This window comes from Ruminococcus sp. RTP21484sp1_RTP21277st1_D2_RTP21277_210401 (assembly GCF_040924225.1).
Classification (GTDB): Bacteria; Bacillota; Clostridia; order Lachnospirales; family Lachnospiraceae; genus Blautia_A; species Blautia_A faecis.
The window spans coordinates 38,516-65,125 of record NZ_JBCOMJ010000031.1; the positions used below are offsets into that span (position 1 = coordinate 38,516).

The window sequence follows — 26,610 nt, forward strand, 5'->3', positions numbered from 1 at the left end:
TTAATCGTTAATTTGTTTCCAGTTCGTTAAAGCTCTCTGCTGTAACGATCTCATTTACCTGTGTGCAGAGCGGCTCCATAGCAGCTTTGACAGTTTCAAAATCAAGGCCGAGAGCTTCGCATGTTTCTGTGTTTACAGTAGCAGTACCATTGTCAAAGGTTTCTACAGGAGTGGTTGCCGGATCAGCACCATTCAGAAGAATATCGGCAACCATATCTGCTGTTTTTGCTCCAAGATTTGCGTAATCAACACCATACCCTGCGAAAGCGCCATTTAACGCAAAGGAATCAGCTCCAGTGTAATGCGGAATTCCTGCATCAATAAATTTCTCATAAATGGAAAGCTCTGCTGTCATAATGGTATTATCAGTTGGGGTAAACACTGCGTCAACACCATCTGCAACCAGTGCATCTGCTGCAAGCTGAACTTCATCTGTAGTGGTTCCGGTACGCTCAACATATTCGATTCCGTTCTCATCCATATAAGCTTTTGCTGCCTCGATGGCTGCTGTAGAGGAATCCTGTCCGATATCATATAAAAGTCCGATCTTCTTGGTATCCGGATTAACAGCTTCGATCAGTTTCATAATGGAAGCGGTATCCAGATAATCGCTTGTTCCGGTAAGGTTTGCGCCAGGTGCCTCCAGGGATTCTACAAGACCTGCACCAACCGGATCCGATACTGCGGAGAATACAACCGGCGTGTCGGTTCCTTCTGTGCTTGCCTGCATACGCATAGCTACCGGTGTTGCAACGCCAACCATAAGATCTACACCGTCTGCCTGGAAATCAGAAATAATCTGCTCCATAACATTGGCATCTGCATTACAGTTGTCATAGGAAATATCGAAGTTTACACCCTTCTCATCGCCGATTTCTTTCAGGCGGCTTTCCAGATTGTCTACGATCTGGTTCAGAGATGCGTCATCTACATAATTGCAGATACCGATCTTGTAGTCCTCTGCAAGAACAGGTGTTGCCATCATCATAGTTGCCATTGTTGCTGCTGCGATTGCGATCATTCTTTTTTTCATAGTGTTTTTCCTCTCTCTCTTAAAATTGGCGGGAGCGTGTTTAAAAAGGCTTTCCGCATAATATGTGTCACACTTTACGGAAATGATTTTCAAACAGGCTCCAGAAGATAACTAAGCCGATCTTCTGCATCTTGTCTGCGAGAAAGAATGAGTGGTAAAATGGATATCAAAAAACCGTCTTCAAAAAACAACATTCCCTGTTGCTCTTTGAGACGGTAATAAAATCTTATTATCGCGGTGCCACTCAAATTGACAAATCGTCCACTTTCTCATGTACAAACATACACTCCTGATTGGTAACGGGTTCGGTTCCCGTCGGCGCCTACTCTCCTGAAATATAATTTCGGGCCGCCCTCGAAAGTCCATTCCATCAGCCGCTTCATACGAAGATCACACCATCCTCCGCTCTCTGGTAAGTCATTATTCAATCTATTCATAATGACTAAATGTCACATCTGATTTACTACTCTTTCTCATCGGTTTAACTGGTTTATACTTTAGCACAGTGATGTAAGAATGTCAAGTGCAAATTCATCCAGTAACCTTAATTTTTAAAGCTATGGATCGGAGCCGGAATTCTTCCGCCTCTTGCCACAAACGCATCACAGGAGAAATTGTTTACCGGCATGATTGGTGCATAGCCAAGAAGACCACCGAATTCTACTGTCTCTCCTACTCCTTTTCCGATAACAGGGATCAGACGGACTGCTGTTGTCTTCTGGTTCACCATTCCAATTGCTGCTTCATCTGCAATAATGCCGGAAATGGTGGATGCCTTCGTATCACCTGGTACTGCGATCATATCAAGTCCCACAGAGCATACGCAGGTCATAGCCTCTAATTTCTCAATGGTAAGGGCACCTGCTGTTACCGCATCGATCATTCCCTGATCCTCGCTGACCGGAATAAATGCACCACTCAAGCCTCCAACTGCTGTGGAAGCCATCACACCACCTTTTTTTACCTGGTCATTTAACAGGGCAAGAGCTGCTGTAGTTCCAGGTGCACCGGCTCTTTCAAGACCGATTTCTTCCAGGATCTCAGCCACACTGTCACCGATTGCAGGAGTAGGCGCAAGGGAAAGATCCACAATTCCAAATGGAACGCCAAGCATCTTGGAAGCCTCCCTGGCAACCAGCTGACCTACACGGGTTACCTTAAATGCAGTTCGTTTGATCATCTCACAGAGAGTTTCGAAATCCTCTCCTCTTACTTTCTCCAGAGCGGTTTTTACAACACCTGGACCACTGACGCCAACATTAATAATACTGTCAGCTTCTGTAACGCCGTGGAAAGCACCTGCCATAAACGGATTGTCATCCGGCGCATTGCAGAATACTACCAGCTTGGCACAGCCAAGGGAATCCTGTTCTTTGGTTGCCTGAGCTGTTTCCAGAATAATCTCTCCCATAAGCTTCACAGCATCCATATTGATTCCAGTCTTTGTGGAACCAACGTTCGCAGAACTGCATACCCGCTCTGTACTGGCAAGTGCCTGCGGAATAGAACGGATCAGAAGCTCCTCTGCCGGTGTCATTCCCTTACTTACAAGAGCTGTATATCCACCGATAAAGTTCACTCCCACCTGCTTGGCAGCTTTGTCCAGAGTCCTGGCAATTGTTACAAAATCATCTGTAGTCTTGCATGCAGCACCCCCTACCAGACCGATTGGTGTAACAGAAATTCGTTTGTTTACGATCGGGATTCCGTACTGTGCTGAAATTTTCTCACCGGTTGCCACCAGATCTTTGGCATATGTGGTAATTTTGTTATAAATTTTTTCGTTTAATTTCGCAAGATCGCTGTCAATACAATCCAGCAGGCTGATTCCAAGAGTAATGGTACGTACATCCAGATTCTCCTGCTCGATCATTTTATTGGTCTCATTTACCTCAAATATATTAATCATAGCATTCGTATTCCTTTCTATGGATATATCACCTACAGGCGACATTTTTGTGAAATGAATGTCCAATAGACGTGGACGGGACTTTCATTTCAAATTCGATGCATTACGTTGAAAATATCCTCATGCTGGCAATGGATCACTACGCCGATCTCATCCCCGAGAGCAGCCAGTTCCTTGGAAAGAGTTGCAATTTCCTTGTCTGAAGCGCTGGTATCTGCAACCATCATCATGTTAAAATATCCCTGTACAATCGTCTGGGAGATATCCAGAATGTTAACCTGATTCTGGGCAAGATAAGTACATACCTTTGCAATAATACCAACGGTGTCATTTCCTACTACTGTGATAATTGTTTTTTTCATGATACTCCTCCTGTATTTGGGTCTGCAGCCCATTTTGACTGTCCCAGGGAAAATACAGCTTTAAGTTTTCCCTGATCTGTATATAAAAACTGAACCTGTATTTCAAATATAGTTTTGTTTCTTTACTGTAAATTATCTCCTCTACAATACAACCACATCTGAAATACTGTCCCGTTTCGCAACCTGAATCTGAAAATCTTTTGATCTATATGGATTATCTCCAAGAGTTACCTCTGAGCACACAGTCTCATAGGCAAGAGCCTCATAGTTGTTTTCTTTGCTTAAATGTCCAAGAAAAACAGCTTTCATGTCATCATGCAAAAGCCTGCAAAGCAGCTTTCCCGCATTTTCATTGGAAAGATGTCCCCTGTCGCCTAAGATACGCTGTTTCAGATAATAGGGATAACTTCCCACCTGAAGCATACGGATATCATGATTTGCCTCCAGCAAAAGAGCATCCAGATTTTGTAAATTATCTACTATGTAATCGTTATATTTTCCAAGATCTGTGGCGATTCCAACTGCCTTGTCTTCACACTCAACCCGGTATCCTACCGGCTGTGCCGCGTCATGTGGAATGGAAAAAGGATGAATGGTCAGATCCCTGATATGAAAATCCTGATCCTCCACAATCTCATGAAAAGTGTCTTCCGGAAGATTCTTCATATTCTTCATTCTACTGATTGCATCTGCAGTTCCACCTGTAGTATAAACCGGAATGTGGTATCTGCGTGCCATCACCCCCAGACCGCTGATATGATCAGAATGCTCATGAGTGACCAGAATCGCGTCAATGTCCCTGCCAGTAAGCTCCAGCTGGTTCAGTCCCTGCTCGATCCTTTTGCCGCTTATTCCTGTATCAACAAGAACATGGGTCTCTTCTGATCCCACATAAATACAGTTTCCGCTGCTTCCACTGGCAATGCTACAAAGTCTCATTTCTTCTTACTCCTTCATCTATCTGCTTCCAGGTTTTTTCCACATTTCCGTTATTTTCTACAACGAAATCTGTATGGGCTCGAAAATAATCTTCGCTGGCCTGATTTCCGATAATTCCAAGAGATTTTTCCCTTGTATAGCCTCGGTTTTTCATCAGGCGCTGAATGCGGATTTCCTCATCTGTATGAATATACCATACTTCATCACAAAACTCCTGGTAATGTTCTTCCAGAAAAAGTGCAGCTTCCACAATGCATAGCTTCCGTCCCTTATTCTTCTGTTCCTCCAGGCTTTTCAGGATATATCTTTTTACAGCCGGATGAATTATTCCATTTAGGCGGCTCAAAAAATCCGGTTGCTCAAATACTACATCGGAAACCCTCTTCCGGTCAATAGTTTTATCGTTTTTTATCACATCTTTCCCAAACAGATCAATCACTGGCTGATAACATTCCTGTCCCGGAGCCATCACAATATGTCCCACTTCGTCAGCCTGTATAACAAAAGCATTATATTTTTTCTCAAGATAAGCAAGCACCGTACTTTTTCCGGCACCAACTCCTCCTGTAATACCAATTGTCTTCATTTGTCCTATTCCTTACTGCTTCGATTTCACCTGGTAATTATGAGGTGCAAACTATTTTCTTCCTCAATCCTATTCCAGACATAGCTCTGATTCTACTTTGCCTCGTACCAGTTATTCCCCTGATGCATATCTACTTCCAGCTCCACTGCCAGATTGGCTGCACCCTTCATTTCCTCTTCCAGAATTCTTGATACCTGAGGGATTTCATCTTTCCAAGTCTCGATCAGCAATTCATCGTGGACCTGAAGCACCAGTCTGGATCTCAGTTTCTCATCCAAAAGACGTTTATACACACGATTCATGGCAATTTTGATAATATCTGCGGCAGTTCCCTGAATTGGCGAGTTCATGGCAACACGCTCGCCAAAGGATCTCTGCATAAAATTGCTGGATTTCAGTTCCGGAACCGGTCTTCTTCTGCCAAACATAGTGGAAACATAGCCTTTTTCTTTTCCCTGCTCCACAAGTCCATCCAGAAATCCCTTTATGCTTGGATAGGTCTCAAAATATTTCTGGATATAAGCGGCAGCCTCTTTTCTTGTAATACTAAGATCCTGGCTAAGACCAAAAGAGCTGATGCCATATACAATGCCAAAGTTTACCGCCTTGGCATTTCGTCTTTGCAGAGGAGTGACCTCCTCAAGCGGAATATGAAAGACCTGAGACGCTGTCAGTCGATGAATATCTTCCGCCTCCCTGTAAGCCTTGATCAGCTTTTCATCCCCGGACATGTGAGCCAGAACACGCAGCTCAATCTGTGAGTAATCAGCATCCAGGAATACAAATCCAGCTTCCGGTACAAATACTTTGCGGATCAGTCTTCCAAGCTCCATTCGGACTGGAATATTCTGAAGGTTTGGCTCTGTACTGCTGATTCTGCCAGTGGCAGTTATGGTCTGGTTAAAAGTGGAATGGATTCTTCCATCCTTCTCGATTACGGCTCCAAGACCGTCTGCATAAGTGGATTTCAGCTTTGTAAGCTGACGATATTCCAAAATATCATTTACGATTGGATTCTCTGATGCCAGTTTCTCTAATATATCTGCGGATGTGGAGTAGCCGGTCTTCGTTTTCTTTCCTCCCGGAATAGCCATTTTTTCAAAAAGGATCACACCAAGCTGTTTCGGAGAATTGATATTAAATTCTTCTCCTGCCTGCTGCCAGATCAGCTTTTCCAGTTCATGAATGCGGACAGTCAGCTTTTCACCATAATTTTTCAATTCTTCTCCTTTTACTTCGATTCCCCATTTTTCCATGGAATCTAACGTAAATACAAGAGGAAGTTCAATCTCTGTGTATACCTTCCACATACCTGTTTCCTGAAGCTTCGCTTTCAAGGGGGCTCTGGTGGCAAAAGCGGTATACGCCATATAGCATGCCAGATGTTCCAGTTCCGGCATATCCTCCTCCCAGGCCTTTTTCAGGGATATTTTTCCCAGAAGCTCTTCTTTTCCCGGAAGGAGCTTCCCATCCAGATAATCTTTTGCAAGCTCTTCATAAGTATAAGTACTTTTCAAAGGATTCAGAAGATAAGCTGCAATGCCACAGTCAAATACGTTTGCATCGGGTGTTAGATCAGCACGCTTGAGCATGGTTTTTACGTCCATGGAACAAACTGTGGTAGACTTCCCCAGCCTGCCGATCTTATCACTTAAATAAGCTGCTGTTACCATTCCCTCCACAGGAACATAATACATTTCATCTTCCCCTAATGCCAGACCAGCTCCATAGACACCTTCTTTATCCCAGAGAAGCGCTATTCCCACAGCTTCTGCCTGTCCCGCTTTTTCAAAAAGTGCCTCACAGCCCTCCAGATCATTGCAGATGAAAAAATCCTGTTCTATTGTATTTTCATTCACTTCAGCCGGATCAAATTTCATCAGAAAATTCCGGAAATCCAATTTTCTGCATAGCTCGTAGGCTTCCTTTGTAAAAATATTTCCTAACTGGAATTTCTCCTGTTCAAATTCTATGGGGCTGTTTGTACAAATAGTTGCAAGCTCCTTACTCAGCTGGGCCATCTGGTAATTTTCCCTCAAAGATTCTCTGGCCCGCTTTTGTGAAATCTCTTCCACATGGGAAAAAGCATTTTCTATGGAGCCATATTCTGCAAGCAGCCTGGTGGCTGTCTTCTCTCCGACACCTGGAATTCCAGGAATATTGTCGGCAGCATCACCCATAAGAGCCTTTAATTCTATAACCTGGGCAGGAGTAACCAGATACCGCTCCTGCACCTGGTCTTCCTTATAGTCTTCTATAACAGTCTGCCCTTTTGCAGTCCTTGGCAGACGGATCATGGTTTTCTTAGTCGCCAGCTGTAAAAGATCACGGTCACCGGAAAGAATGATTACATCCATACCTTTTTCTTCACCTTTTTTCGCCAGCGTACCAAGAATATCGTCTGCTTCAAAGCCTGCAAGGGAAACTGTGGCGATTTCCATCTTTTCAAGCATCTCTTTCAAGAGCGGAATCTGTTCCTTTAGTTCCTGAGGCATGGGCTTACGTGTACCTTTGTATTCTGGGTATTTCGCATGGCGAAAAGTCGGCTCACTTCTGTCAAATGCCACTGCCAGATATTCCGGTTTCTCTTCTCCCAGCACTTTAAACAGGATATTTAAAAAGCCATAGACAGCACCTGTATGCAGACCTTCTGAATTAGTCAGATCCGGAAGTCCGTAAAATGCCCTGTTTAAAATACTGTGACCATCTATCAGTAAAATTTTCTCACACATATAAGCCTCCTGTACCGTGTTTCCTATAATACCTGCATAATAATATAAATCAAAAATCCACCCAGTCCAGCAATCAACGCACAGAATCCCATTCCACTCAGCGCGCGGCGGAATCTCATCTTCAGTATATAATGCTTGGATTTACGAATATCTTCTTCCAGAAGCTCCCGAAGATCCAATGAGGAATCTCTGCTCTCCTCATCCAGCTGCTGCATGGCAGCATGAACAATAAAATAAGTTTCCAGCTCGTCGTAACAGGACGGACAATTTTCCACATGTTCCAGAAAATCCTCCAGTTCATCTACAGATAAATCATGCTCAATGTATCGGTTTACCATACTCTCTGCTGTCTGACAATTCATGGAAACACTCCTCCCTTTTGCAGCCCATATTTGTTATTATATCCGAATCTTCCCCAAAACACAAGAGACAGCAGATGTTTGACCGGATACTCTTTAAGCAGACAAGGGAAATAACCAAAATCTGTTTAAAGGGCATCTGATCTTTTTCTGCTGTCCCTTATTTTATATATCCGGCAATGCGGTTCTTTTTATTGCCGCAAAGTCCGGTCAAATATTACAAAAATGCTCTTTTTACTCTGCACTGGCTGTAAGAGACTTCGGCGGATCATTTAAAATCTTCATAAATTCCTCGCCTGTGATTGTTTCATGCTCATACAGATATTTTGCAAGTTCATGAAGCTTCTCAATATTATCCTCAAGAATCTTATAGGCCTTCTCATGCTGTCTTCGTACCAGCTCTACTACCTTTTTGTCCAGAAGCGTCTGTGTCTCAAAGGAGCAGCTAAGACTTGAATCACCACCCAGATACTGATTGCTCATACTTTCCATCGCAACCATATCGAACTCATCGCTCATGCCATAGCGTGAAATCATGCCTCTGGCAATCTTGGTAGCCTGCTCGATATCATTCGACGCGCCAGTTGTAACACTGTGGAAAATCAGTTCTTCAGCAGCACGGCCCCCAGTAAATGTAGCAATCTTATTCTCCAGTTCTTCCTTTGACATCAGGAAGTGCTCCTGCTCATCCACCTGCATGGTGTATCCAAGAGCGCCTGAGGTACGGGGAATAATGGTAATCTTATGAACCGGAGCAGAATCCGTCTGTTTCGCCGCCACAAGTGCATGTCCCACCTCATGATAGGATACGATCAGCTTCTCCTTATTGGAAAGCACCCGGTTTTTCTTCTGGTAACCAGCGATAACAACCTCTATACTCTCCTCAAAATCAGCTTGCGTAGCAAACTTCCTGCCATCACGGACAGCACGAAGAGCCGCCTCATTTACAATATTGGCAAGCTCTGCACCGGAAGCGCCGGCTGCTGCCTTGGCAATTTCATCGAAACGGACACTGTCTGCGATTTTGATCTTTCTGGCATGGACTTTCAGGATTTCCTCACGTCCTTTCAGATCCGGAAGTTCTACCGGAATACGTCTGTCAAAACGCCCCGGACGCAGGAGGGCCGGATCCAGGGAATCTGGACGGTTGGTAGCAGCCAGGATTACAACTCCCTTGGAGCCGTCAAATCCATCCATCTCTGTAAGCAGCTGGTTTAATGTCTGCTCACGTTCATCGTTTCCACCTGTGAAGCTTCCGCTGTCACGTTTCTTACCAATGGTATCAATCTCATCAATAAATACAATACAAGGTGCCTTCTCATTTGCCTGCTTAAACAGATCACGAACCTTGGCAGCACCCATGCCCACAAACATTTCCACAAATTCTGAACCGGAAATAGAGAAAAACGGTACTTCTGCTTCTCCTGCAACTGCCTTGGCAAGCAATGTCTTACCTGTACCTGGAGGGCCTACAAGAAGGGCGCCTTTGGGCATGGATGCTCCAATCTCCGTGTATTTCTGCGGATTATGAAGATAATCTACAATTTCCGTAAGAAGCTCTTTCGCCTCGTCCTCACCTGCCACATCTGTAAATTTAATTCCTGTAGAAGACTTCACATATACTTTGGCATTGCTTTTTCCAAAGGACATTGCTCCGCCAGGACCACCGCCCATAGAGCTCATCATCTTCTTACTCAGCCATCTTCCAAGGAAAACAAAGATTACGATTGGGATCACATATCCGATCACCAGACTGAGTAAGATGGACTGCTTCTGAGGCTCCACTGCTTCCATACTGGTTCCGGCTTCATAAAGGCGGCTTACAAGGTCCGGATCATCCATGCGTACAGTCTTGCACACCACGTCCTCGCCGTTCTTTCTCACTATATAATAGATATAATCGTCCTGCACCTCTGCCTTAGATACATTTCCACGCTCTACATTGCTGAGGAATGTACTGTAGTCGGTTTTCTCTACAGAGCGTTCCTGCATGGCTGGAATGGCAAATATGTTCAGGAAAAGGATCACCACAACCGCTATCAGTGCAAAAATGTACAATGGCCGGTTCTCTGGTTTTTTATGGTCAATATTCATTGGCATTTCCTCCATTTTCTGTCAACTGTTAAATACTTTAGCATTTCCATGTATGAATATCAATATTCTGCCTCGAAAATTTATAAACTTTTCATAATTTCATCTTTACTTTATTTTTATAATGTGCTATTATATCAATTGTTCAACCGCCGGCATGTCGGAATGGCAGACGAGGCAGACTCAAAATCTGTTGTAGGCAACTACGTGTGGGTTCAAGTCCCACTGCCGGCATTTTTAACACTTCATAAGTTATATAAATCCCGTCAAGTCCTTGATTTTGCGGGATTTTTTGTTGCTCAGAATTTCAAAAAATGTCAAGGATTGTCAAAAATCTGCCCCGCATTTACCTCGCGGGTTCATACTTTTGACCATCTATCCCAAACTGTTCCGAAGAAATTCTTTCTATATAGCAAAAGAGGATCCGCCAGCAACTCAGCGGTTCCTCTTTTCATTTACACAGTCTGCAAGCCAAACGCATCAAACTGTTTTTATTTTACTCATAAGTAATTACGCCCGGTCTTCATCCTCCAGCATTTTCTCAAAAATCGGGAAGCAGTCGAAAGTTGCAAAGTAATCTCTTGGGGTCTCGGCGCGACGGATCATATCGAAGCTTCCATCTTCGTGAAGAAGGATCTCCGCAGATTTCAATTTACCATTGTAATTATATCCCATGGAAAAACCATGTGCGCCAGTATCATGAATCACCAGATAATCTCCCATATCAATCTTCGGAAGATAACGGTCAATTGCAAACTTATCATTATTCTCGCAAAGAGATCCTGTGATATCATACAGGTGATCGCAAACCTGATCCTCTTTTCCAAGAACAGTAATATGATGATAAGCACCGTACATAGCCGGCCGCATAAGGTTTACTGCACAGGAGTCCACACCGATATACTCTTTGTGAGTGTGCTTCTCATGAATCGCTTTTGTTACCAGGCAGCCATAAGGTCCCATCATGAATCGTCCAAGCTCTGTATAAATAGCTACATCTCCCATTCCTTCCGGAACCAGAACTTCTTCATATACCTTGCGTACACCTTCTCCAATTGCACGAATATCGTTTGGAGTCTGCTCCGGGCGATAAGGAATACCAATACCACCGGAAAGATTGATGAATTTAATATGCGCCCCAGTCTCCTTCTGAAGCTTCACAGCAAGTTCAAACATAACCTTCGCAAGCATCGGGTAGTAATCGTTCGTCACTGTATTGCTGGCAAGAAATGCATGAATTCCAAACTCCCTGGCGCCCTTACTCTTCAGGATACGAAATGCATCAAAAATCTGCTCCGTAGTCATGCCATATTTTGCATCCCCAGGATTATCCATAATATCATTGCTGATCTTGAACACTCCACCAGGATTATAACGGCAGCTAATGATCTCCGGAATCTTTCCAACAGCTTTCTCTACACTCTCAATATGAGTGATGTCATCAAGATTGATAATTCCACCGATCTCATCTGCATATTTAAACTCTTTATCCGGAGTGTCATTAGAGGAAAACATAATGTCTCCCTTCTTGCATCCGATAGCTTTGGAAAGCATCAGTTCTGTCATGGATGAGCAGTCACATCCGCAGCCATATTCCTGCAGAATCTTGATCAGAAACGGGTTCGGGGTTGCCTTTACTGCAAAAAACTCCTTAAAGCCCTTGTTCCATGCAAAAGCTTCCTTTAAAGCCTGTGCATTTTCCCGGATGCCCTTCTCATCATAAAGATGAAATGGGGTGGGATATTTTTCGGCAATTTCCTGTACCTTCTCCAGTGTTACAAAAGGTGTCTTTTTCATAATAGTTTCTCCTCGTTTGTAAAATACAGCACTCGCTGCGCTTAAAAAGTAATTTTTCTATTGCAACAAATCAGATCATGTGACAGCTTTATTTGGCTTCAATCACATGCAGCATATTTGTTACAGCACCTTCCCGGGTCATATTGGTAGCAGGATCTCCAACCGTAAATACGATCAGGTCTCCTTTCTTTGCAAGCCGCTTTCTGCGGACAACGCTCATGGCCTGGGAAATAATGTGCTCTGTAGAATCCTTCTCGTATCCTTTCAGCGGTGTAACGCCCCATACAAGCTGAAGTCTATGCAGAATCGTATCATTGGGAGTGACAGCATAAATAGGAGCTTCCGGCCGGAAATTGGAAATCAGTCTGGCTGTTCTTCCTCCAAAGGTAGGAGTCACAATGGCCTTGGCCTTCAGATCTCTTGCAGTCTGCACTGCAGCCAGTCCCACAGCACTGGACACTCTGCTCTCACCACACATATTGCGGTTATGGGTATAATCCTCATAATTCAGGTGAGGCTCTGTGGTCTGTGCAATCTCCACCATCATCTTCAGTGCTTCCAGCGGATATTTACCAGCTGCAGTTTCACCGGAAAGCATGATCGCATCTGTACCGTCGTAAATAGCATTGGCAACGTCTGCCACCTCAGCTCTTGTAGGACGTGGATTACGGATCATGGAATCCAGCATCTGGGTAGCAGTAATAACCGGAACATAGTTCTCATTGCACTTGCGGATGATCATTTTCTGGATATAAGGAACCTCACTTGGAGGAATCTCCACGCCAAGATCGCCTCTGGCAACCATAATACCATCTGCGGCCTTGATGATCTCATCAATATTTTCAACACCTTCGGCATTCTCGATTTTGGCAATGATTCCAATATCATGTCCGCCATTTTCATCTAAAAGCTGACGGATTTCTTTAATCGCTTTTGCGTCACGTACAAAAGAAGCTGCAATATAATCAAACTCCTGTGTAATTCCAAACAGAATATCCTCTTTGTCCTGCTCTGTAATTCCCGGAAGCTTCACTTTCACATAAGGGACGTTGATTCCTTTGCGCTCTCCAAGCTCGCCGCCGTTTAAGACACGACAGACAATATCCCCATTCTTAATATTCTCAATCTCCAGTTCGATCAGACCATCATCAATCAGGATTTTACCGCCTTTTTTCACATCTTTGTAAAGATTTTCATATGTGATGGCGACTCTGGTCTCATCTCCCTCTATATCACCGGTAGTAAGTGTAAATTCGCTTCCAGCCTCCAATGTAATCTTCTTATGATCCTTAAGAAGCTTGGTACGGATCTCCGGTCCCTTTGTATCAAGAAGCAGGGCAACCGGAATATTCAGTTCTTCCCGTAGGTTTTTGACCATGTCTACTCTTCCCCTGTGTTCTTCATGAGAACCATGGGAAAAATTAAAACGTGCAATATCCATTCCGGCACGCATCATAGCTCTTAAAGTATTTTTCTTACTGGATGCTGGTCCCATAGTACAGATAATTTTTGTTCTCTTCATAAGCAGTCTTTCCCTCTGTCTTTTCAGTCATTTGCTGGCTGCTGCCCACATCGTTCACAGCAGCCATGCAATGTTACCGGTTAACAATTACATTAATTTCATTTCACATGTGTATGTGTAAAAAGATGGTCCTGGCAATACTCATAATTTCCATTGCATCTGGAACAAAAACGAAATTCCAGATTAGGATCATCAAGCTCAGTACGTCCGCAAATCGCGCATTTGTGCTTGGTCACACTGCCGCTGCCTGATTTCATACGTCCCTGGGGTTCCATTGCTCTGCGGAATTCATTTCTTCTGTGGACCTCCTTCGGGTTATACCGGCTGAAATCCTTTGTTCCAAAGTAAAAAATAATGAAATTCAACAGAGAAGCCACAATCGGGATCACCAAATACCATGCACCTGCCATAATGTACTGAATCATTTCATATACAACGATCACCACATAAAAAATTGCCATCCACTTCATCTTCACCGGAATGATAAACATAAGCAGAACCTGCATATCCGGATAACACATTGCATATGCAAGGAATGTGGACAGACTGATATAGTAAGTAGAAAATACGTTTCCTACCAGAACATTTCCTCCGAGAAGGAAATACAGAATGAACGCTCCCAAAATTGTAAATATCACGCCCGAAAGAATATACAACGTATATTTAAAAGTTCCAATCGTCCGCTCCAGAGAAGTTCCAATTGGATAATAAAAGAACAGAACTGCAATTGCAAACCATAATACTCCGGAAGTGCTCGGTGGATACAGTACCCAGGTCACTAGTCTCCATACCTGTCCCCGCAGAATATACGCTGGTTCCAGGCTCAGCCAGTTCAGTATGCCTGGATTCACGATCATCAGTGCATAACCGATCACATAGCATACAATCATGTAAATTGTGAGATTGGGAATACCAAATCTTCCAAATTTTCGTTCCAGCTTATCAATAAATTTCATGTAATCCTCCTATTCAGAAAAATTTCTTCTTGGACAGAATCACAGCTGCCACAATACTCACCAGTATGGACAGCAATATCACCACTAAAAATCCCCATTTGTCAGCAGAAAACGGCATTCCCGAAGGGCTCAGGTTCATTCCATATGCACTGAACACAATAGTGGGAATACTCATTACAATCGTGATAACGGACAAAACCTTCATAACCACATTCAGGTTATTGGAAATAACCGAGGCAAAAGTCCCCATCATGCTGCTTAAGATACCGCTGTATATATTGGCCATCTCGATTGCCTGTTTATTCTCAATGATAACATCTTCCAGAAGATCCGTATCCTCCGGGTACTGCTTAATGCTCTCTACCTTCAGAAGCTTCTCCAGTACTACCTCGTTCGACCGAAGAGATGTAGTAAAATAAACCAGGGATTTCTCCAGTTCCAACAGTTCCATTAGTTCCTGATTACGGGTGGACATGTGGAGCTTCTCCTCCACCTGTTCACTTTTCTTATCTATAATACGCAGATAATGCAGGTACATAGTGGCATTGCGGTACAGGATCTGCAAAATGAATCTGGTTTTCATATAGGTAAAGAAATTACGTACTCTTCCCTCCATAAACCGGGTAAGCACCTGGGTATCCTCCAGACATACGGTAAAAATCATCTTCTTGGTAACAATAATACCAAGAGGGATAGTGCCATACCAGTCCTTGTCATTGCGTTCCTCGATCATAGGAACATCTACCAGGATCAGTGTATAATTATCTTCCACTTCAATACGAGAACGCTCTTCCTCATCCAGAGGAGCGCGAAGATCATCTACTTCGATTCCGAATCTTTCGGACATCTCAAAGATCTCAGTTGCAGTGGGATTGGTCATTGCAATCCAACAATCCTCCTGTGGCTCCTGAATCTCATGGATCGCACCCTCTATTGTCTTAAAAATCCTTACCACAAGCTGCACTCCTTCCAATCTCTTGCTTCTGTATAAAAACCAGCTGTCCCACTTTTCTGTCAGACAGGGCTCCTATCCTCAAAAATACACGCTTAATTATAATTTCTACAGGAAATTTTGTCAATTCTAATAGATTCGGTTTACAAATTTTTTGCATTTCGCTATAATGTCTTTAACATCACATTCATACTTTAATTCGGCACAGCAGTTTTCCCTCCACAACTGGCGATTGCTGCAGTCCGAAGAAGAAAGGATTTATGCCTATGAGTCAGTCAACATTTGGAAAAAAATTTACGGTAACTACCTGGGGAGAGTCCCACGGCAAGGCACTGGGCACCGTTGTAGATGGCGTTCCGGCAGGACTTTTCCTTACGGAGGCAGATATACAGGCTTATCTGGACAGAAGGAAGCCTGGCCAAAGCCGTTACACCACTGCCCGAAATGAAGGAGATGAAGTCGAAATCCTTTCCGGAGTCTTTGAGGGACAGACCACTGGCACCCCCATTTCCATGATCGTGCGGAACAAAGACCAACGTTCCCGGGATTACGGAAATATCGCGCAGACCTATCGTCCTGGACATGCAGATTTTGGGTTTGACAGTAAATATGGTTTTCGCGACTACAGAGGCGGTGGACGTTCCTCTGGACGTGAGACCATCGGCCGAGTTGCCGCAGGAGCCATTGCAGCCAGGATTCTGAAAGAACTTGGTATTACCCTGCAGGCCTACACCAGTTCCATCGGACCAGTCTCCTGCCACAGCTACCACCCTGAAATAATACCGGAAAACTCTTTCTATATGCCAGATATGGTTGCCGCAGAAAAAGCAGCCAAGTATCTGGAGAAATGCATGAAAGAGGAGGACAGTGCAGGCGGTGTTGTCGAGTGCCGTATAAGCGGCGTTCCTGCTGGCATTGGAGATCCTGTATTTGGAAAACTAGATGCAGCTTTTGCCCAGGCACTGATGTCTATTGGCGCCGTAAAAGCAGTGGAAATCGGCGATGGTGTAAAGGTTTCCACCATGAAGGGTTCCGAAAACAATGATGGCTTCCACATGGAAAATGGCAGAATTGTAAAGACCACCAACCACTCTGGAGGCATTTTAGGCGGAATCAGTGACGGCGGTGAAATTCTCCTCCGCGCCCACATCAAACCAACCCCATCCATTGCACAGCCTCAGCAGACTGTTACCACTACCGGCGAGAACACCTCCATCGAAATCAAAGGCCGCCATGATCCGGTAATCGTCCCCCGTGCCGTTGTAGTAGTAGAATCCATGGCCGCCATCACACTGGTAGATGCTATGTTTTCTAATATGAGCGCACGGATGGATTATGTGAAGGATTTTTATCTGTAGATTACGAAAAAAACGTCGTTAAAAATTTTTCCAGCAAGTAATAACAGTCTCCAATGCCATTATCAAAGGTAATTTGGAATTTCATAATGAGGAGGACCAATATGCAAATTGCAGTTTATGGAAAGGGAGGGATTGGGAAATCCACAATAAGTGCGAATCTGACCGCAGCCTTAGCAGTCTGCAACAGTAAAGTACTTCAAATAGGATGTGATCCCAAGCACGACTCAACCCGTCTTCTACACCATGGGCAAAAAATCACAACTATCCTCGATTATCTTCTAAACACTCCTGAAGATGAACAAAACCTGGCAGATGTATTAATACCAGGTTTTCTTGACACTGGTTGCATAGAAGCAGGCGGTCCCAGACCAGGAATGGGCTGTGCAGGCCGGGGAATTCTGACTGCATTTGATTTTTTAAACAAATACCACGCCATAGAAAAATATGACCAGGTCATATATGATGTATTAGGAGATGTTGTCTGTGGCGGTTTTGCGGTTCCTGTCCGCAAACAATATGCCGATGCAGTAGTTCTTGTAACAAGTGGGGAATCTATGTCTATTTATGCTGCAAATAACATTCTGTGCGGAATAAAGAATCTTAATCCCCAGGGCAGACAGATTGCCGGGATCATCTATAACAGCCGCGGAGTCGGTGATGATCGCAAATATGTAGAAGACTTTACCAATGCTGTCAATCTTCCAATTCTTGCAGAAATTCCCAGAAGTAATCTTTTTACCCAGGCAGAAAAAGAAGCAATGACTCTGGTTGAAAAATCCCCCAAAAGTGCCGAAGCTAATATTTTTCTGGAGCTTGCACAAAAATTACAAACGCAGCCTGTTCTTTATGCCGCTGCCCCTTTATCTGAAGAGCAGATGGAGCTTTTTATGCGTGGGGAAAGACTATCCCACACTACCACTACAATTTCCAAACATACATCTGCTCCCGTGATTACTGCTGTTCCCGCACAACCTTCTGCCACGAAAAAGAGAGCTTTATCTGATCCTTTTAGCAGAGTTCCGCTATATGGCTGTGCTTATCGTGGTGCTATCGATCTGGCGGTTCATATCAAAGATGCCGCAATTCTCGGACATGCTCCCAAAAGCTGCACCTGGTATGCCATTAACGGTTTTACCAGCTACGGACGAAGAGGATTGTATGAACGCGGAATCCTTTACCCGGCCTTTGTTCCAAGACAGTTTGAGAATACTGATATCACCATAAACGAAGCCGTATACGGTGGTGTAGAACAGACACGGCGTAAAGCTTTTCAAATGGTGAAACGCGGAATCCGCAATATTATCACTGTCACTTCCTGTATTCCAGGCATGAGTGGCGATGACCTGGTTCCACTTCAAAAAGAATTAAAAAGTCTTGGTGTCGATATGTATATTATTCATACTGACGGAATCGAAGCCGGTGACTATAACGAAGGAATGGCACTTTGCTACAAAACGCTTGCTCTTCAAGCTGTTGATCCGAACGTAAAGCCAGAACCTGATTGCATCAATCTTGTCTATGAACATACAATTTCTTCTCAGACAGATCGTACTTTTATGAATCTGCAGGAAATATTTAAAAGAATAGGAATCCGAATCAACTGTCGCTTTATCTGCGCAGAATCAATGGAGAACATCCATAATTTTTTAAAAGCGCCTTATTCGATCATGGCACGCTATGATAAACTAGGACATGAACTGCAAAAAATATTTGAAGAAAAATATGGTTGCCGTTTTCTTTGCAACGAGCTTCCCAGGGGATTTTCCCAAACAGCCTCCTGGCTTCGCAAAATAGGAAAACTTTATGGAAAAGAAAAAGAAACAGAACAGGTAATTTTAGAAAACCGCATTCAATACACCCAAACTATTAACAACCTCAAACTTTTGTATAAAGGGAAAAAAGTGATTTTATTCTTAAAGAACAATAGCATTGATTGGATTCTTGAATTGGCTCATGATCTGGATTTGGATGTATTGGATTCTATCCTTATCGGAAGTAAAGAAGACAGCGTTGCAGATTGGAAGCATCAATTCTCAGCGGACTGGGAAAATGCACAAAATACATTATTTACTTCTATTGCAAAACAAAAGCCAGATCTTATTATCCTGAATGATTTTATGGGACAGACTTTCATACTTGATGAAATCTGCACCGTAAATCTTGCACGGGATATCAGCACAGGTTTCTTTACTGGAACAGATTGTGCTGCAAAATGGATCCGTTTATTTGAAAACACTTTGGAAGGACGATGGAAAAATGACAAATCATTATTTGAGAAACGCTGTCCCTGATCACATTGCGGGTGTTATCTCTGCATGCGAAGGGATCCAAAACAACCTGGTTCTCCTAAATGGTCCTATTGGCTGTAAAACCTACTATACCTTTAGTGGTGTTGATTCTTTGATTCGAAGATCCAATCTATGGACTCTTGGTGATGAGCTTCGACTGGAAGATGCTATGGATGACCGGTTGCTTCGCAGCCAGTTTTGCATCGGCAGTCCTCGCATACCAGCTACCAATCTCCGCTATTCTGATTACATTTTCGGGACCGCCGAACAACTTCATCGCGCATTAAACGATCTGTTTTCAGAAAGAAGTTATGACTTATTCACAGTAATCCAGACTCCCGGTACTTCTCTCCTCGGCGAAGCACTGGAGCCGGAACTGGATGCCATCAGCAAAGAATTTGGAATTCCACACCTTTTTATCGAATCCCCTGGCTTATCAGAAAATTCTATGATCGGATACGACGAAGCAACCGTTCGCCTGATGGAATTGTTATGTGATAAACCTTGCACCAATAAAAAAGCCTCCAAAATTCCATCTATTAACCTTTTTGGTTTTGATGCACATGAGAAATTCCCGGAAGGCGGTTTAAAGGAAATCACCAAATTACTGAAGCTTTGCGGAATCTCTGTTCATGTAGCAGCTGGTATGAATTGTCCCATAACTGATTTTCGTACAATTGCTCAGGCAGACGCCAATATTATACTCTGCCCGGAGCGTTGTAAAAAAACAGCCGAATATCTCCGCAGCCATTTTCCCATACCAGTTTACGAGACCGGAGGAATGCCAATCGGTTTTGACCTCACCGAAGAATTTGTCCGGGGGATTTCCTCTTTGCTCGGAACAAATTGTGAACCTGCATTAGATTATATTGAAGAAAGCCGTTCGCGCGCTTTCTATTTCATTGCACATAATATGGGAAATAAAGGCTTCCCAAAGGATCTTCGCTATGCCGCAGAAGGCGAACCATCCGTTCTAAGAGGATATGTGGATTATCTTTCCGGTTATTTAGGCATTAAGCCCAAAGTCATCCATCCACTTTATTTACAATGCCACACGGAAAATCTGATTCAGGAAAAGCTTCATGAGCTTCATTGTGAAGACGCACTGGAACAGGATATTGCCTCTGTAAATAATGTTATCCTTCTTGCTGGTGCAAACACAATCGTAGAATTGAACACTTACAGCGACAACATTTTTGGCATTGAAACTGCCAATCCAGGTTCCGGATATATCCATGTCATTCCCAAAACTTACGTTGGATGTACAGGTGCTCTATATCTTCTGGAACAAATCTTAAATGGTACAAAACTGCTTCGAGCATGGAATTAACTTTATTCCACCTCAAAAAAGCTGCCTGGCATCTACCAGACAGCTTTTACTGCTCAGAGCAGTATTTTATTTCATAAATTGAAAACAGGCAACCTTATGTCCTGGCTCAATCTCCTGCAAAAGAGGCAGTTCTTCTTTACATTTCTCCCTGCACCAGTTGCAGCGCCCGGCAAAAGCACAGCCCTTTTGCACTTCAAGAGGACTTGGAGGCTCTCCCTTTGCAGCTGCAATTTTCTCATTCTGATCGCAATATACATCAAAAACAGAACCAAGCAGCATTTTCGTATATGGATGTACTGCTTTTGCAGCAAGCGTCTCACTCTCCAGAATTTCCACAATTCTTCCCAGATACATAACTGCGATTCTCTGACTTACACTCCTTACCAGTGCCAGGTCATGCCCAATAAACAGACAGCTGATCTGCTTTTCTTCCACCAGCTTTACCAGCAGCTTCGCAATCTGGTTCTGTATGGAAACATCCAGTGCACCTGTCGCTTCATCACAGATCAGTAGTTTAGGCTGAATAGAAATGGCCCTGGCAATAGCCACACGCTGCAGCTGACCACCCGAAAGCTCATGTGGATAACGATTCACAAAATCTTCCGGAAGACCTACTTCCAGAAGCAGTTTGCGCGCTTCCTTAAGACCATTTTCTTTACTGATCCCATCAAAGTTTCTCCTGGATTCCATAAGATAAGTGCCAACTTTCATTCTTGGACTGAATGAACTTAAAGGATCCTGGAAAACCATCTGAATGTTTCGGCGGAAACGTCTTTTTTCACTGCCCTTCAGGTTCATGTAAGCTTCCCCTTCCAGCAGTACTTCTCCACCCGAAACAGGTATGATACCGGCAATCATTCTCGCCACTGTACTTTTCCCGCATCCACTTTCACCCACAATCCCCAGGCATTCACCTTTTTTGAGGGAAAAACTAACATCACTTACTGCATATAATTTTTCTTTTTTCACTGGAAATGTCTTATTCAGATTTTTAATTTCCAGGAGAATCGTATCATTTTGCAAATCGTTTTCCCTCCAGCCTTGGCACTGCCGCCAGAAGTTTTTTGGTATATTCGTGCTTCGGATGAAAGATCACATCATCTCTTTTTCCAAATTCCACCAGCTCACCCTTGCACATCACACCGATCTTATCTGAAATGTAAGAAGCAACTCCCATGTTATGTGTCACAAGAATAATTGCAGTTTCATACTGCTCCCGAAGCTTCTTCATTTCTCGTACCACTTCTGCCTGAATTGTCACATCCAATGCAGAAGTAGGCTCATCTGCAAGAAGAAGTCTTGGTCTTGCAGTCATTGACATTGCAATTCCAACACGCTGTTTCATCCCGCCGGAAAGCTCAAAAGGATAAGATACCATTACACGTTCCGGATCTGTCAGATGCATTTTTGCCAGCATTTCTTTTTCCAGTGACCGACAGTCAGCCTTTGCCATTTTCCTGTGCGCCAGAATAGATTCCCGATATTGAGACTCTACAATCCGTATGGGATCCAATGATGCTCCAACATCCTGAAAGATCATTGCAATTTCCGTTCCCCGGAGCTTTTGTAAAGACGTCTCATCTAATTCCAAAATATTTTTTCCCTGAAATAAGATTTTCCCCTCTGTCACTGTCCCGCCAGGAGGTAAAATTCCGAGAATAGCACGAATTAAAGTTGTTTTTCCACTTCCACTTTCACCTACGATACTGACGATTTCCTGCTCTCCTACAGAAAGAGAAACATGCTCTACTGCCGCTTCCTGCTCCTGATAGCGAATCGTACAGTTCTCAATATTCAGAATATCCATAATTATTCAGCTAATGTCCACTTGTTTGTTACAAGATAATAGTCAATTGGGAATACTGTTACATTCTCAAGTTTACTGTTTACAAGAGTCACGTTATCATTTGCATACATCCAGATTGCCGGGGCATCATCTGCCAGGATCTGCTGGGCTTCTACAAATGCGCTTACACGGTCCTCCTGAGTAAATGCAGCATCCAGTTTATCCAGAACAGACTGGAATTCATCACTGTGATATCCGCTGTAATTGTCACTTCCTCCATCAGACCAGCGGTTCATAAGATATTTCTGACCATCACCAGCATTTACAGTCTGCCAGTTTGGAGATACCAGCATATCGAAATCACCAGAAGCACGTTTGTCACTTACATTCTCCAGCATTTCAATCTGTACATCAACTCCGATCTGCTTCCACATATCCTGTAAAGTCTCACTTACTGCTGTTGAAGAACCATTGGCAATAGAAATTGTAAGGGACAGATTCTCTCCATCCTTATCCACAATTCCATCTCCGTCAGAATCGCTGTAGCCTGCTGCCTCAAGGCATTCTTTTGCCTTATCCAGATCATAAACCTGTCCGTTTACATCTTCAGAATCGTATCCTACAGATGGCGGGAATGCTGTGCTGATTGGAGAAGAATAACCATTTCCTGCTACCTGTGCTACAACATCACGATCTACTGCATAGGACAGTGCAAGACGAAGGTTCTTATCAGAAAGGGGATTTCCCTCGCGGCAGTTTAATTCGAAATCATTCTCTCTTGTTCCGGTTACTTTTACAATGTTGATATCGTCATTATTTTCCACACGATTAAGAGCTGTTGCATCCGGTCCCTGTGCAAGGTCAATATCTCCGGAAAGCATTGCATCTACCTTTGTATCACTTCCGATATTCTTTACAGTAATGCTCTTGATTTCCGGTGCTCCATCCCAGTAGTTCTCATTTGCCACAAGCTCAATCTTCTCTTCAGATACATACTCAGACACTGCATAAGGTCCTGTACAGATTGGCATAGTATCATAATTGCTTGTATCAGCTGTGGTGTCTACAATAACTGTCATCGGCTCTGTAAGCTGTGAAACAAAAGCACTGTATGCACCATCTGTAGTAAATACTACATTCTCTCCATCTACTTCGATGTTTGCAATTTTAAGATCTCCTCCACGAGAGTTATTATCAATAGATCTCTGGATAGAATCCTTTACGATCTCTGGTGTCAGCTCGGTACCATTGCTGAATTTTACTCCCTGGCGGATATGAAAACGATAAGTTGTATCATCAACCTGCTCCCACTCATCAGCTAACTGTCCTACAATTTCCATATTTTCATTTACAGTCACAAGAGTTTCTCCTACACCACAGCGTGTAAGATTCCATCCGCACCAGTCTGTTGCAGGATCCATGCCTTCGATGTAGGTGAAAAGTGCCAGATTAATGTGACTGTCATTTTCGGCTGCAAATGTAGTAACACCGCTTCCTATTACGCTGCATGCCATAATTCCTGCAAACAATAAAGATACTAACCGTTTTCTCATTTTTTATTTCTCCTCCTGTTGTTAAACTATAATCTATGTTCAACTCTTTATTTTAAAGAGTAAACATTCTTAATTTTTTCTTTTCGGATTCATCAGATCCTGAATACTGTCTCCAAGTAAATTAAATATGATTGCATTTATTAAAATAACAATACCAGGTGCCATAAGCATCCAGGGTGCCGAATACATATAGTCTTTTCCCTCAGACAGCATATATCCCCACTCCGGTGTAGGTGGCTGGGAACCAAGCCCCAGCAGGGAAAGACCTGCAATGGTCAAAAGTTTACTTCCAATATCCTGCGTAATATTTACTAACAGCGAAGGCATGACATTTGGAATAATATAACCTGTCATAATCCGGAAATTATTAGCGCCTCCCAGTCTTGCCAGCTCTATATATGTATTATTTTTTATGGAAAGCACTAATGACCGGCTAATTCTTGCATAATAAGTCCATCCTGTTATGGTCATTGCCAAAATCAGATTTGGAAGTCCTGTACCAAGAAAGCTTACAAGTGCAATTGTAAAAATGGAACCAGGAAAGGCCATCAGCATGTCAGATAAACGCATTAAAACAGCATCAAAAGCGCCTCCCCAGAAGCCTGCTATTGTCCCGATAAGAATTCCTACAACGGAAATGATCGCTGTCACAACAAATGCGATCAAAAGTGATGTTTTTCCTCCGTAAAGAATTCTCGAAAATATATCCCTTCCCATCTGATCAGTTCCCATGAGATACTGTTTGCATGGCGCTTTCAGAAGGTCTGTATAGTGTGTTTCCAACGGATCATAAGGTGCAAATTTTCCCGCGAACAATGCAAATAATAAGAAAAGCACTGCAAATGCCATTATAATCACAAAACGAATCCATAATTTTTTCTTACTCTTCATGTTGCAGGGCTCCTCTTCTAATTCTTGGATCAAGCCACTGGTAAGATATATCTACCAAAAGATTCACCAGTACATAAATACATCCCATCCACATAACATATCCCTGGATCAGCTGGTAATCTCTGCCGGAAATCGCAGCCACTGCTGCGCTGCCGATTCCATTCCAGCTAAAGACCGTTTCAACGATCATTGTTCCACCAAGTAATCCTCCAAATGACATGCCGAGCATTGTCACTACAGTAAGCAGGGAATTTGGCAGCACATGAAAGAAAATTGTACGAAACCTTCCAATTCCCCTTGCTTGACAGCCATTTATATATTCCTCATTCATCTGCTCGACCATTACCGCCCTGATCCGTCTTATGTAGTACGCACTCATGCTTAACGAAAGTGTTACAGACGGCATGATCAGACTTTTAAAAGAATCTGATCCCCCCACAGGCAGCCAGTGCATCTTAACTGCAAAAAAATAGATCATCATCATACCAACCCAGAAGCTAGGCAGTGAAATTCCAATAAAAGACATAAACCGAATAATATAATCAGCCTTTTTATCCTTATATACTGCTGATAAAATTCCTAACGGAAAAGAAATTAATATCATCAGAATAAACGATGCAACTGCCAGTTTAACCGTATTGGGGAGTTTTCTTCCTAATACCTGGGAAACGGGCTGTGCATATTTTACCGACATTCCGAAATCGCCATGTAACGCACCCTTCAGCCAATTCACATACTGCTCTCCAAAAGATTTGTCTAATCCGTATTTTTCTTCAATCTTTGCAATTACCTCCCGGTCATGACCTGCACCCATAGATTCTGCCAGCTGTTCAGCTGGATTTGACGGCAAAATATATGTAAGTCCAAAGGTCATCAGAGACAGCCCAAACAAAATAATCACAAGTGAAATCAGTCGTTTTATAATCTCTCTTTTCACTTTTTCAGCCTTTCTGTGCTACAATACAAAAACTCATCGGTAAAGGGCTGCCAGATATTTCCACCTGTATTTTATGAAATCCTGTTTCTACAAGTTTATTAAAATCCCAGTCAGGTCGATCTACCTGACTCATTGGCAATTTCTTTGCAATTTCATCCATAATGGAAAAATCTACATTTTCTTTATTATGTCGCGCATGGCACCCTTGTTCTTCTTTTTCATGTCCCCGCTGAAACTCATCATAGGCTTTCTGATACTTATCACTAAAAAAACGGCGATAATAATTTCCATCTTCCAGAATTAGAATTCCATCTTTTTTTAGAACCCTGTACGCTTCCTCATAAGCTTTATCTGCATGCTCCAGGTTCCAGAATACGTTTCTTGATACCACTGCGTCGAAGGAATTATCAGCAAATTCTAAGCTTTGCACATCCATCTGATGAAGTTCTGCTTTAAGTCCTTCTGTCTCCAGATTTCTTCTGACTTCTTCCAGCATTTTTGTGCTATAATCTACCGCAGTCACCTGAAATCCCATCGAAGCAAGCAAAGTGGTAAAAAAGCCAGCGCCACACCCATCATCTAATACATGGCATCCCGTTTTAAGAGAATTTTTGAAAATATTTTCCCATCTCTCTCCAGGTTCTGTTTTTCTTTCTTCCATACTGGCATCTGAAAATCCTCCAGCTCTCATATCCCAATATGACTGAATATTCTTTAACAATTCTGCCATTTGTGTTTATCCTTTCCAATAGCATAAACTTCTGCCAAATCAGGGAATTCATGTAATAAAAGCGTGAAAAAGCCGCTGCTAACGCAGCGGCTTAATGACATAATAATCCTGTTATATAAAACCAACCCCTATACCGTGCCCCGCAGCAAAAGTTCTTCATTCTGGCCGGTATTCTGGCTCCAGTGTCATCATAATGCTTTCCCTTCCCGATAAAAATTCAGTGGTTTCGAAAGCTTACTCAACTGTTACAGCTACGGCATAGCACAGGATTTTCACCTGTTTCCCGTTTGACCTGCTAGAATTTATTTTAATTTCCACCAGGCACCAAAATGGTCGTTTTATTCAATTCTCAACACAACATCGAAAAGTATAATACAGCATTTCCTGTTTGTCAATCAGAATGTATCAGGCCTCTATATCCTTATGAACCATTTATGATAATGTCCTAATATACCACAAAGGAAAATGTCCCAATGTAGTATAATGCTTCCATCAACAG

Annotated in this window: 21 protein-coding genes, 1 tRNA gene and 1 riboswitch; of the genes, 4 read left to right on the top strand and 18 right to left on the bottom strand. The window is 43.0% G+C overall.

Going from position 1 to position 26,610, the window contains the following annotated elements:
* Nucleotides 1–7: 7 nt before the first annotated feature.
* The 8 genes from AB5706_RS17960 to ftsH form a co-directional block, all read right to left on the bottom strand.
* Nucleotides 8–1,033, bottom strand: coding sequence for an ABC transporter substrate-binding protein (locus tag AB5706_RS17960; RefSeq protein WP_270431495.1), 1,026 nt, complete (start codon nucleotides 1,031–1,033; stop codon nucleotides 8–10).
* 544 nt (nucleotides 1,034–1,577) lie between these two features.
* Nucleotides 1,578–2,942: a PFL family protein gene (locus AB5706_RS17965; RefSeq protein WP_368366243.1), complete on the bottom strand. Its 1,365-nt coding sequence runs from the start codon at nucleotides 2,940–2,942 to the stop codon at nucleotides 1,578–1,580.
* 89 nt (nucleotides 2,943–3,031) lie between these two features.
* A complete protein-coding gene (locus AB5706_RS17970; protein WP_021925040.1) occupies nucleotides 3,032–3,304 on the bottom strand; it encodes an ACT domain-containing protein in 273 nt (90 codons plus the stop codon).
* A gap of 141 nt (nucleotides 3,305–3,445) precedes the next feature.
* Entirely contained in the window at nucleotides 3,446–4,243 is a 798-nt protein-coding gene (locus tag AB5706_RS17975; RefSeq protein ID WP_118580030.1) for an MBL fold metallo-hydrolase, read from the bottom strand.
* On the bottom strand, nucleotides 4,230–4,829 hold the full coding sequence (coaE, locus tag AB5706_RS17980) for a dephospho-CoA kinase (RefSeq protein ID WP_148462829.1): 600 nt from the start codon (nucleotides 4,827–4,829) through the stop codon (nucleotides 4,230–4,232). Before coaE ends, AB5706_RS17975 begins: the two co-directional genes overlap by 14 nt.
* A gap of 92 nt (nucleotides 4,830–4,921) precedes the next feature.
* Complete coding sequence (gene polA / locus AB5706_RS17985) at nucleotides 4,922–7,561, bottom strand: DNA polymerase I (protein ID WP_173718132.1); 2,640 nt, start codon at nucleotides 7,559–7,561, stop codon at nucleotides 4,922–4,924.
* Nucleotides 7,562–7,584: 23 nt separating this feature from the next.
* Nucleotides 7,585–7,923: an anti-sigma factor family protein gene (locus tag AB5706_RS17990; protein WP_118580021.1), complete on the bottom strand. Its 339-nt coding sequence runs from the start codon at nucleotides 7,921–7,923 to the stop codon at nucleotides 7,585–7,587.
* Nucleotides 7,924–8,154: 231 nt separating this feature from the next.
* Nucleotides 8,155–10,014: an ATP-dependent zinc metalloprotease FtsH gene (gene ftsH / locus AB5706_RS17995; protein WP_173718130.1), complete on the bottom strand. Its 1,860-nt coding sequence runs from the start codon at nucleotides 10,012–10,014 to the stop codon at nucleotides 8,155–8,157.
* Nucleotides 10,015–10,162: 148 nt separating this feature from the next.
* On the opposite strand from ftsH, the gene AB5706_RS18000 reads away from it, so the two are divergent.
* Nucleotides 10,163–10,245 (top strand) — tRNA-Leu (locus AB5706_RS18000).
* A 276-nt stretch (nucleotides 10,246–10,521) separates the two neighbouring features.
* Here AB5706_RS18000 and AB5706_RS18005 read toward each other — a convergent pair.
* The 4 genes from AB5706_RS18005 to AB5706_RS18020 form a co-directional block, all read right to left on the bottom strand.
* Entirely contained in the window at nucleotides 10,522–11,808 is a 1,287-nt protein-coding gene (locus AB5706_RS18005) for a diaminopimelate decarboxylase (RefSeq protein WP_173718129.1), read from the bottom strand.
* Between the two features lie 88 nt (nucleotides 11,809–11,896).
* Entirely contained in the window at nucleotides 11,897–13,330 is a 1,434-nt protein-coding gene (gene pyk / locus AB5706_RS18010; protein WP_148462834.1) for a pyruvate kinase, read from the bottom strand.
* 98 nt (nucleotides 13,331–13,428) lie between these two features.
* Nucleotides 13,429–14,286: a rhomboid family intramembrane serine protease gene (locus tag AB5706_RS18015; RefSeq protein ID WP_148462835.1), complete on the bottom strand. Its 858-nt coding sequence runs from the start codon at nucleotides 14,284–14,286 to the stop codon at nucleotides 13,429–13,431.
* 13 nt (nucleotides 14,287–14,299) lie between these two features.
* Nucleotides 14,300–15,241 (bottom strand): magnesium transporter CorA family protein, encoded by a 942-nt coding sequence (locus tag AB5706_RS18020; RefSeq protein WP_148462836.1) that lies wholly within the window; start codon nucleotides 15,239–15,241, stop codon nucleotides 14,300–14,302.
* A gap of 263 nt (nucleotides 15,242–15,504) precedes the next feature.
* On the opposite strand from AB5706_RS18020, the gene aroC reads away from it, so the two are divergent.
* The 3 genes from aroC to AB5706_RS18035 all read left to right on the top strand — a co-directional run bounded on the left by aroC (nucleotide 15,505) and on the right by AB5706_RS18035 (nucleotide 20,214).
* Entirely contained in the window at nucleotides 15,505–16,596 is a 1,092-nt protein-coding gene (aroC, locus tag AB5706_RS18025; protein WP_173772441.1) for a chorismate synthase, read from the top strand.
* A gap of 101 nt (nucleotides 16,597–16,697) precedes the next feature.
* Nucleotides 16,698–18,887 carry a nitrogenase component 1 gene (locus AB5706_RS18030; protein WP_173772432.1) on the top strand — a complete coding sequence of 730 codons (2,190 nt, stop codon included), beginning with the start codon at nucleotides 16,698–16,700 and terminating at the stop codon, nucleotides 18,885–18,887.
* Entirely contained in the window at nucleotides 18,853–20,214 is a 1,362-nt protein-coding gene (locus tag AB5706_RS18035; protein ID WP_173772430.1) for a nitrogenase component 1, read from the top strand. Before AB5706_RS18030 ends, AB5706_RS18035 begins: the two co-directional genes overlap by 35 nt.
* A gap of 66 nt (nucleotides 20,215–20,280) precedes the next feature.
* Here AB5706_RS18035 and AB5706_RS18040 read toward each other — a convergent pair whose 3' ends face one another.
* The 6 genes from AB5706_RS18040 to AB5706_RS18065 all read right to left on the bottom strand — a co-directional run bounded on the left by AB5706_RS18040 (nucleotide 20,281) and on the right by AB5706_RS18065 (nucleotide 26,111).
* The gene (locus AB5706_RS18040) at nucleotides 20,281–21,237 is read right to left on the bottom strand and encodes an ABC transporter ATP-binding protein (protein ID WP_173774241.1); all 957 of its coding nucleotides are present in this window, start codon (nucleotides 21,235–21,237) and stop codon (nucleotides 20,281–20,283) included.
* Nucleotides 21,227–22,021, bottom strand: a complete 795-nt coding sequence (locus AB5706_RS18045; RefSeq protein ID WP_118579997.1) for an ABC transporter ATP-binding protein — start codon at nucleotides 22,019–22,021, stop codon at nucleotides 21,227–21,229. The genes AB5706_RS18040 and AB5706_RS18045 overlap by 11 nt, the downstream gene beginning before the upstream one ends.
* Nucleotides 22,022–22,023: 2 nt before the next feature.
* Nucleotides 22,024–23,553, bottom strand: a complete 1,530-nt coding sequence (locus tag AB5706_RS18050) for an ABC transporter substrate-binding protein (RefSeq protein ID WP_173774240.1) — start codon at nucleotides 23,551–23,553, stop codon at nucleotides 22,024–22,026.
* Between the two features lie 69 nt (nucleotides 23,554–23,622).
* Nucleotides 23,623–24,444, bottom strand: coding sequence for an ABC transporter permease (locus AB5706_RS18055; protein WP_173774239.1), 822 nt, complete (start codon nucleotides 24,442–24,444; stop codon nucleotides 23,623–23,625).
* Entirely contained in the window at nucleotides 24,434–25,381 is a 948-nt protein-coding gene (gene nikB, locus AB5706_RS18060) for a nickel ABC transporter permease (protein WP_118579991.1), read from the bottom strand. Before nikB ends, AB5706_RS18055 begins: the two co-directional genes overlap by 11 nt.
* 4 nt (nucleotides 25,382–25,385) lie before the next feature.
* Nucleotides 25,386–26,111 (bottom strand): class I SAM-dependent methyltransferase, encoded by a 726-nt coding sequence (locus AB5706_RS18065; RefSeq protein WP_173772426.1) that lies wholly within the window; start codon nucleotides 26,109–26,111, stop codon nucleotides 25,386–25,388.
* A gap of 146 nt (nucleotides 26,112–26,257) precedes the next feature.
* Nucleotides 26,258–26,455, bottom strand: a riboswitch (cobalamin riboswitch).
* Between the last annotated feature and the right edge of the window lie 155 nt (nucleotides 26,456–26,610).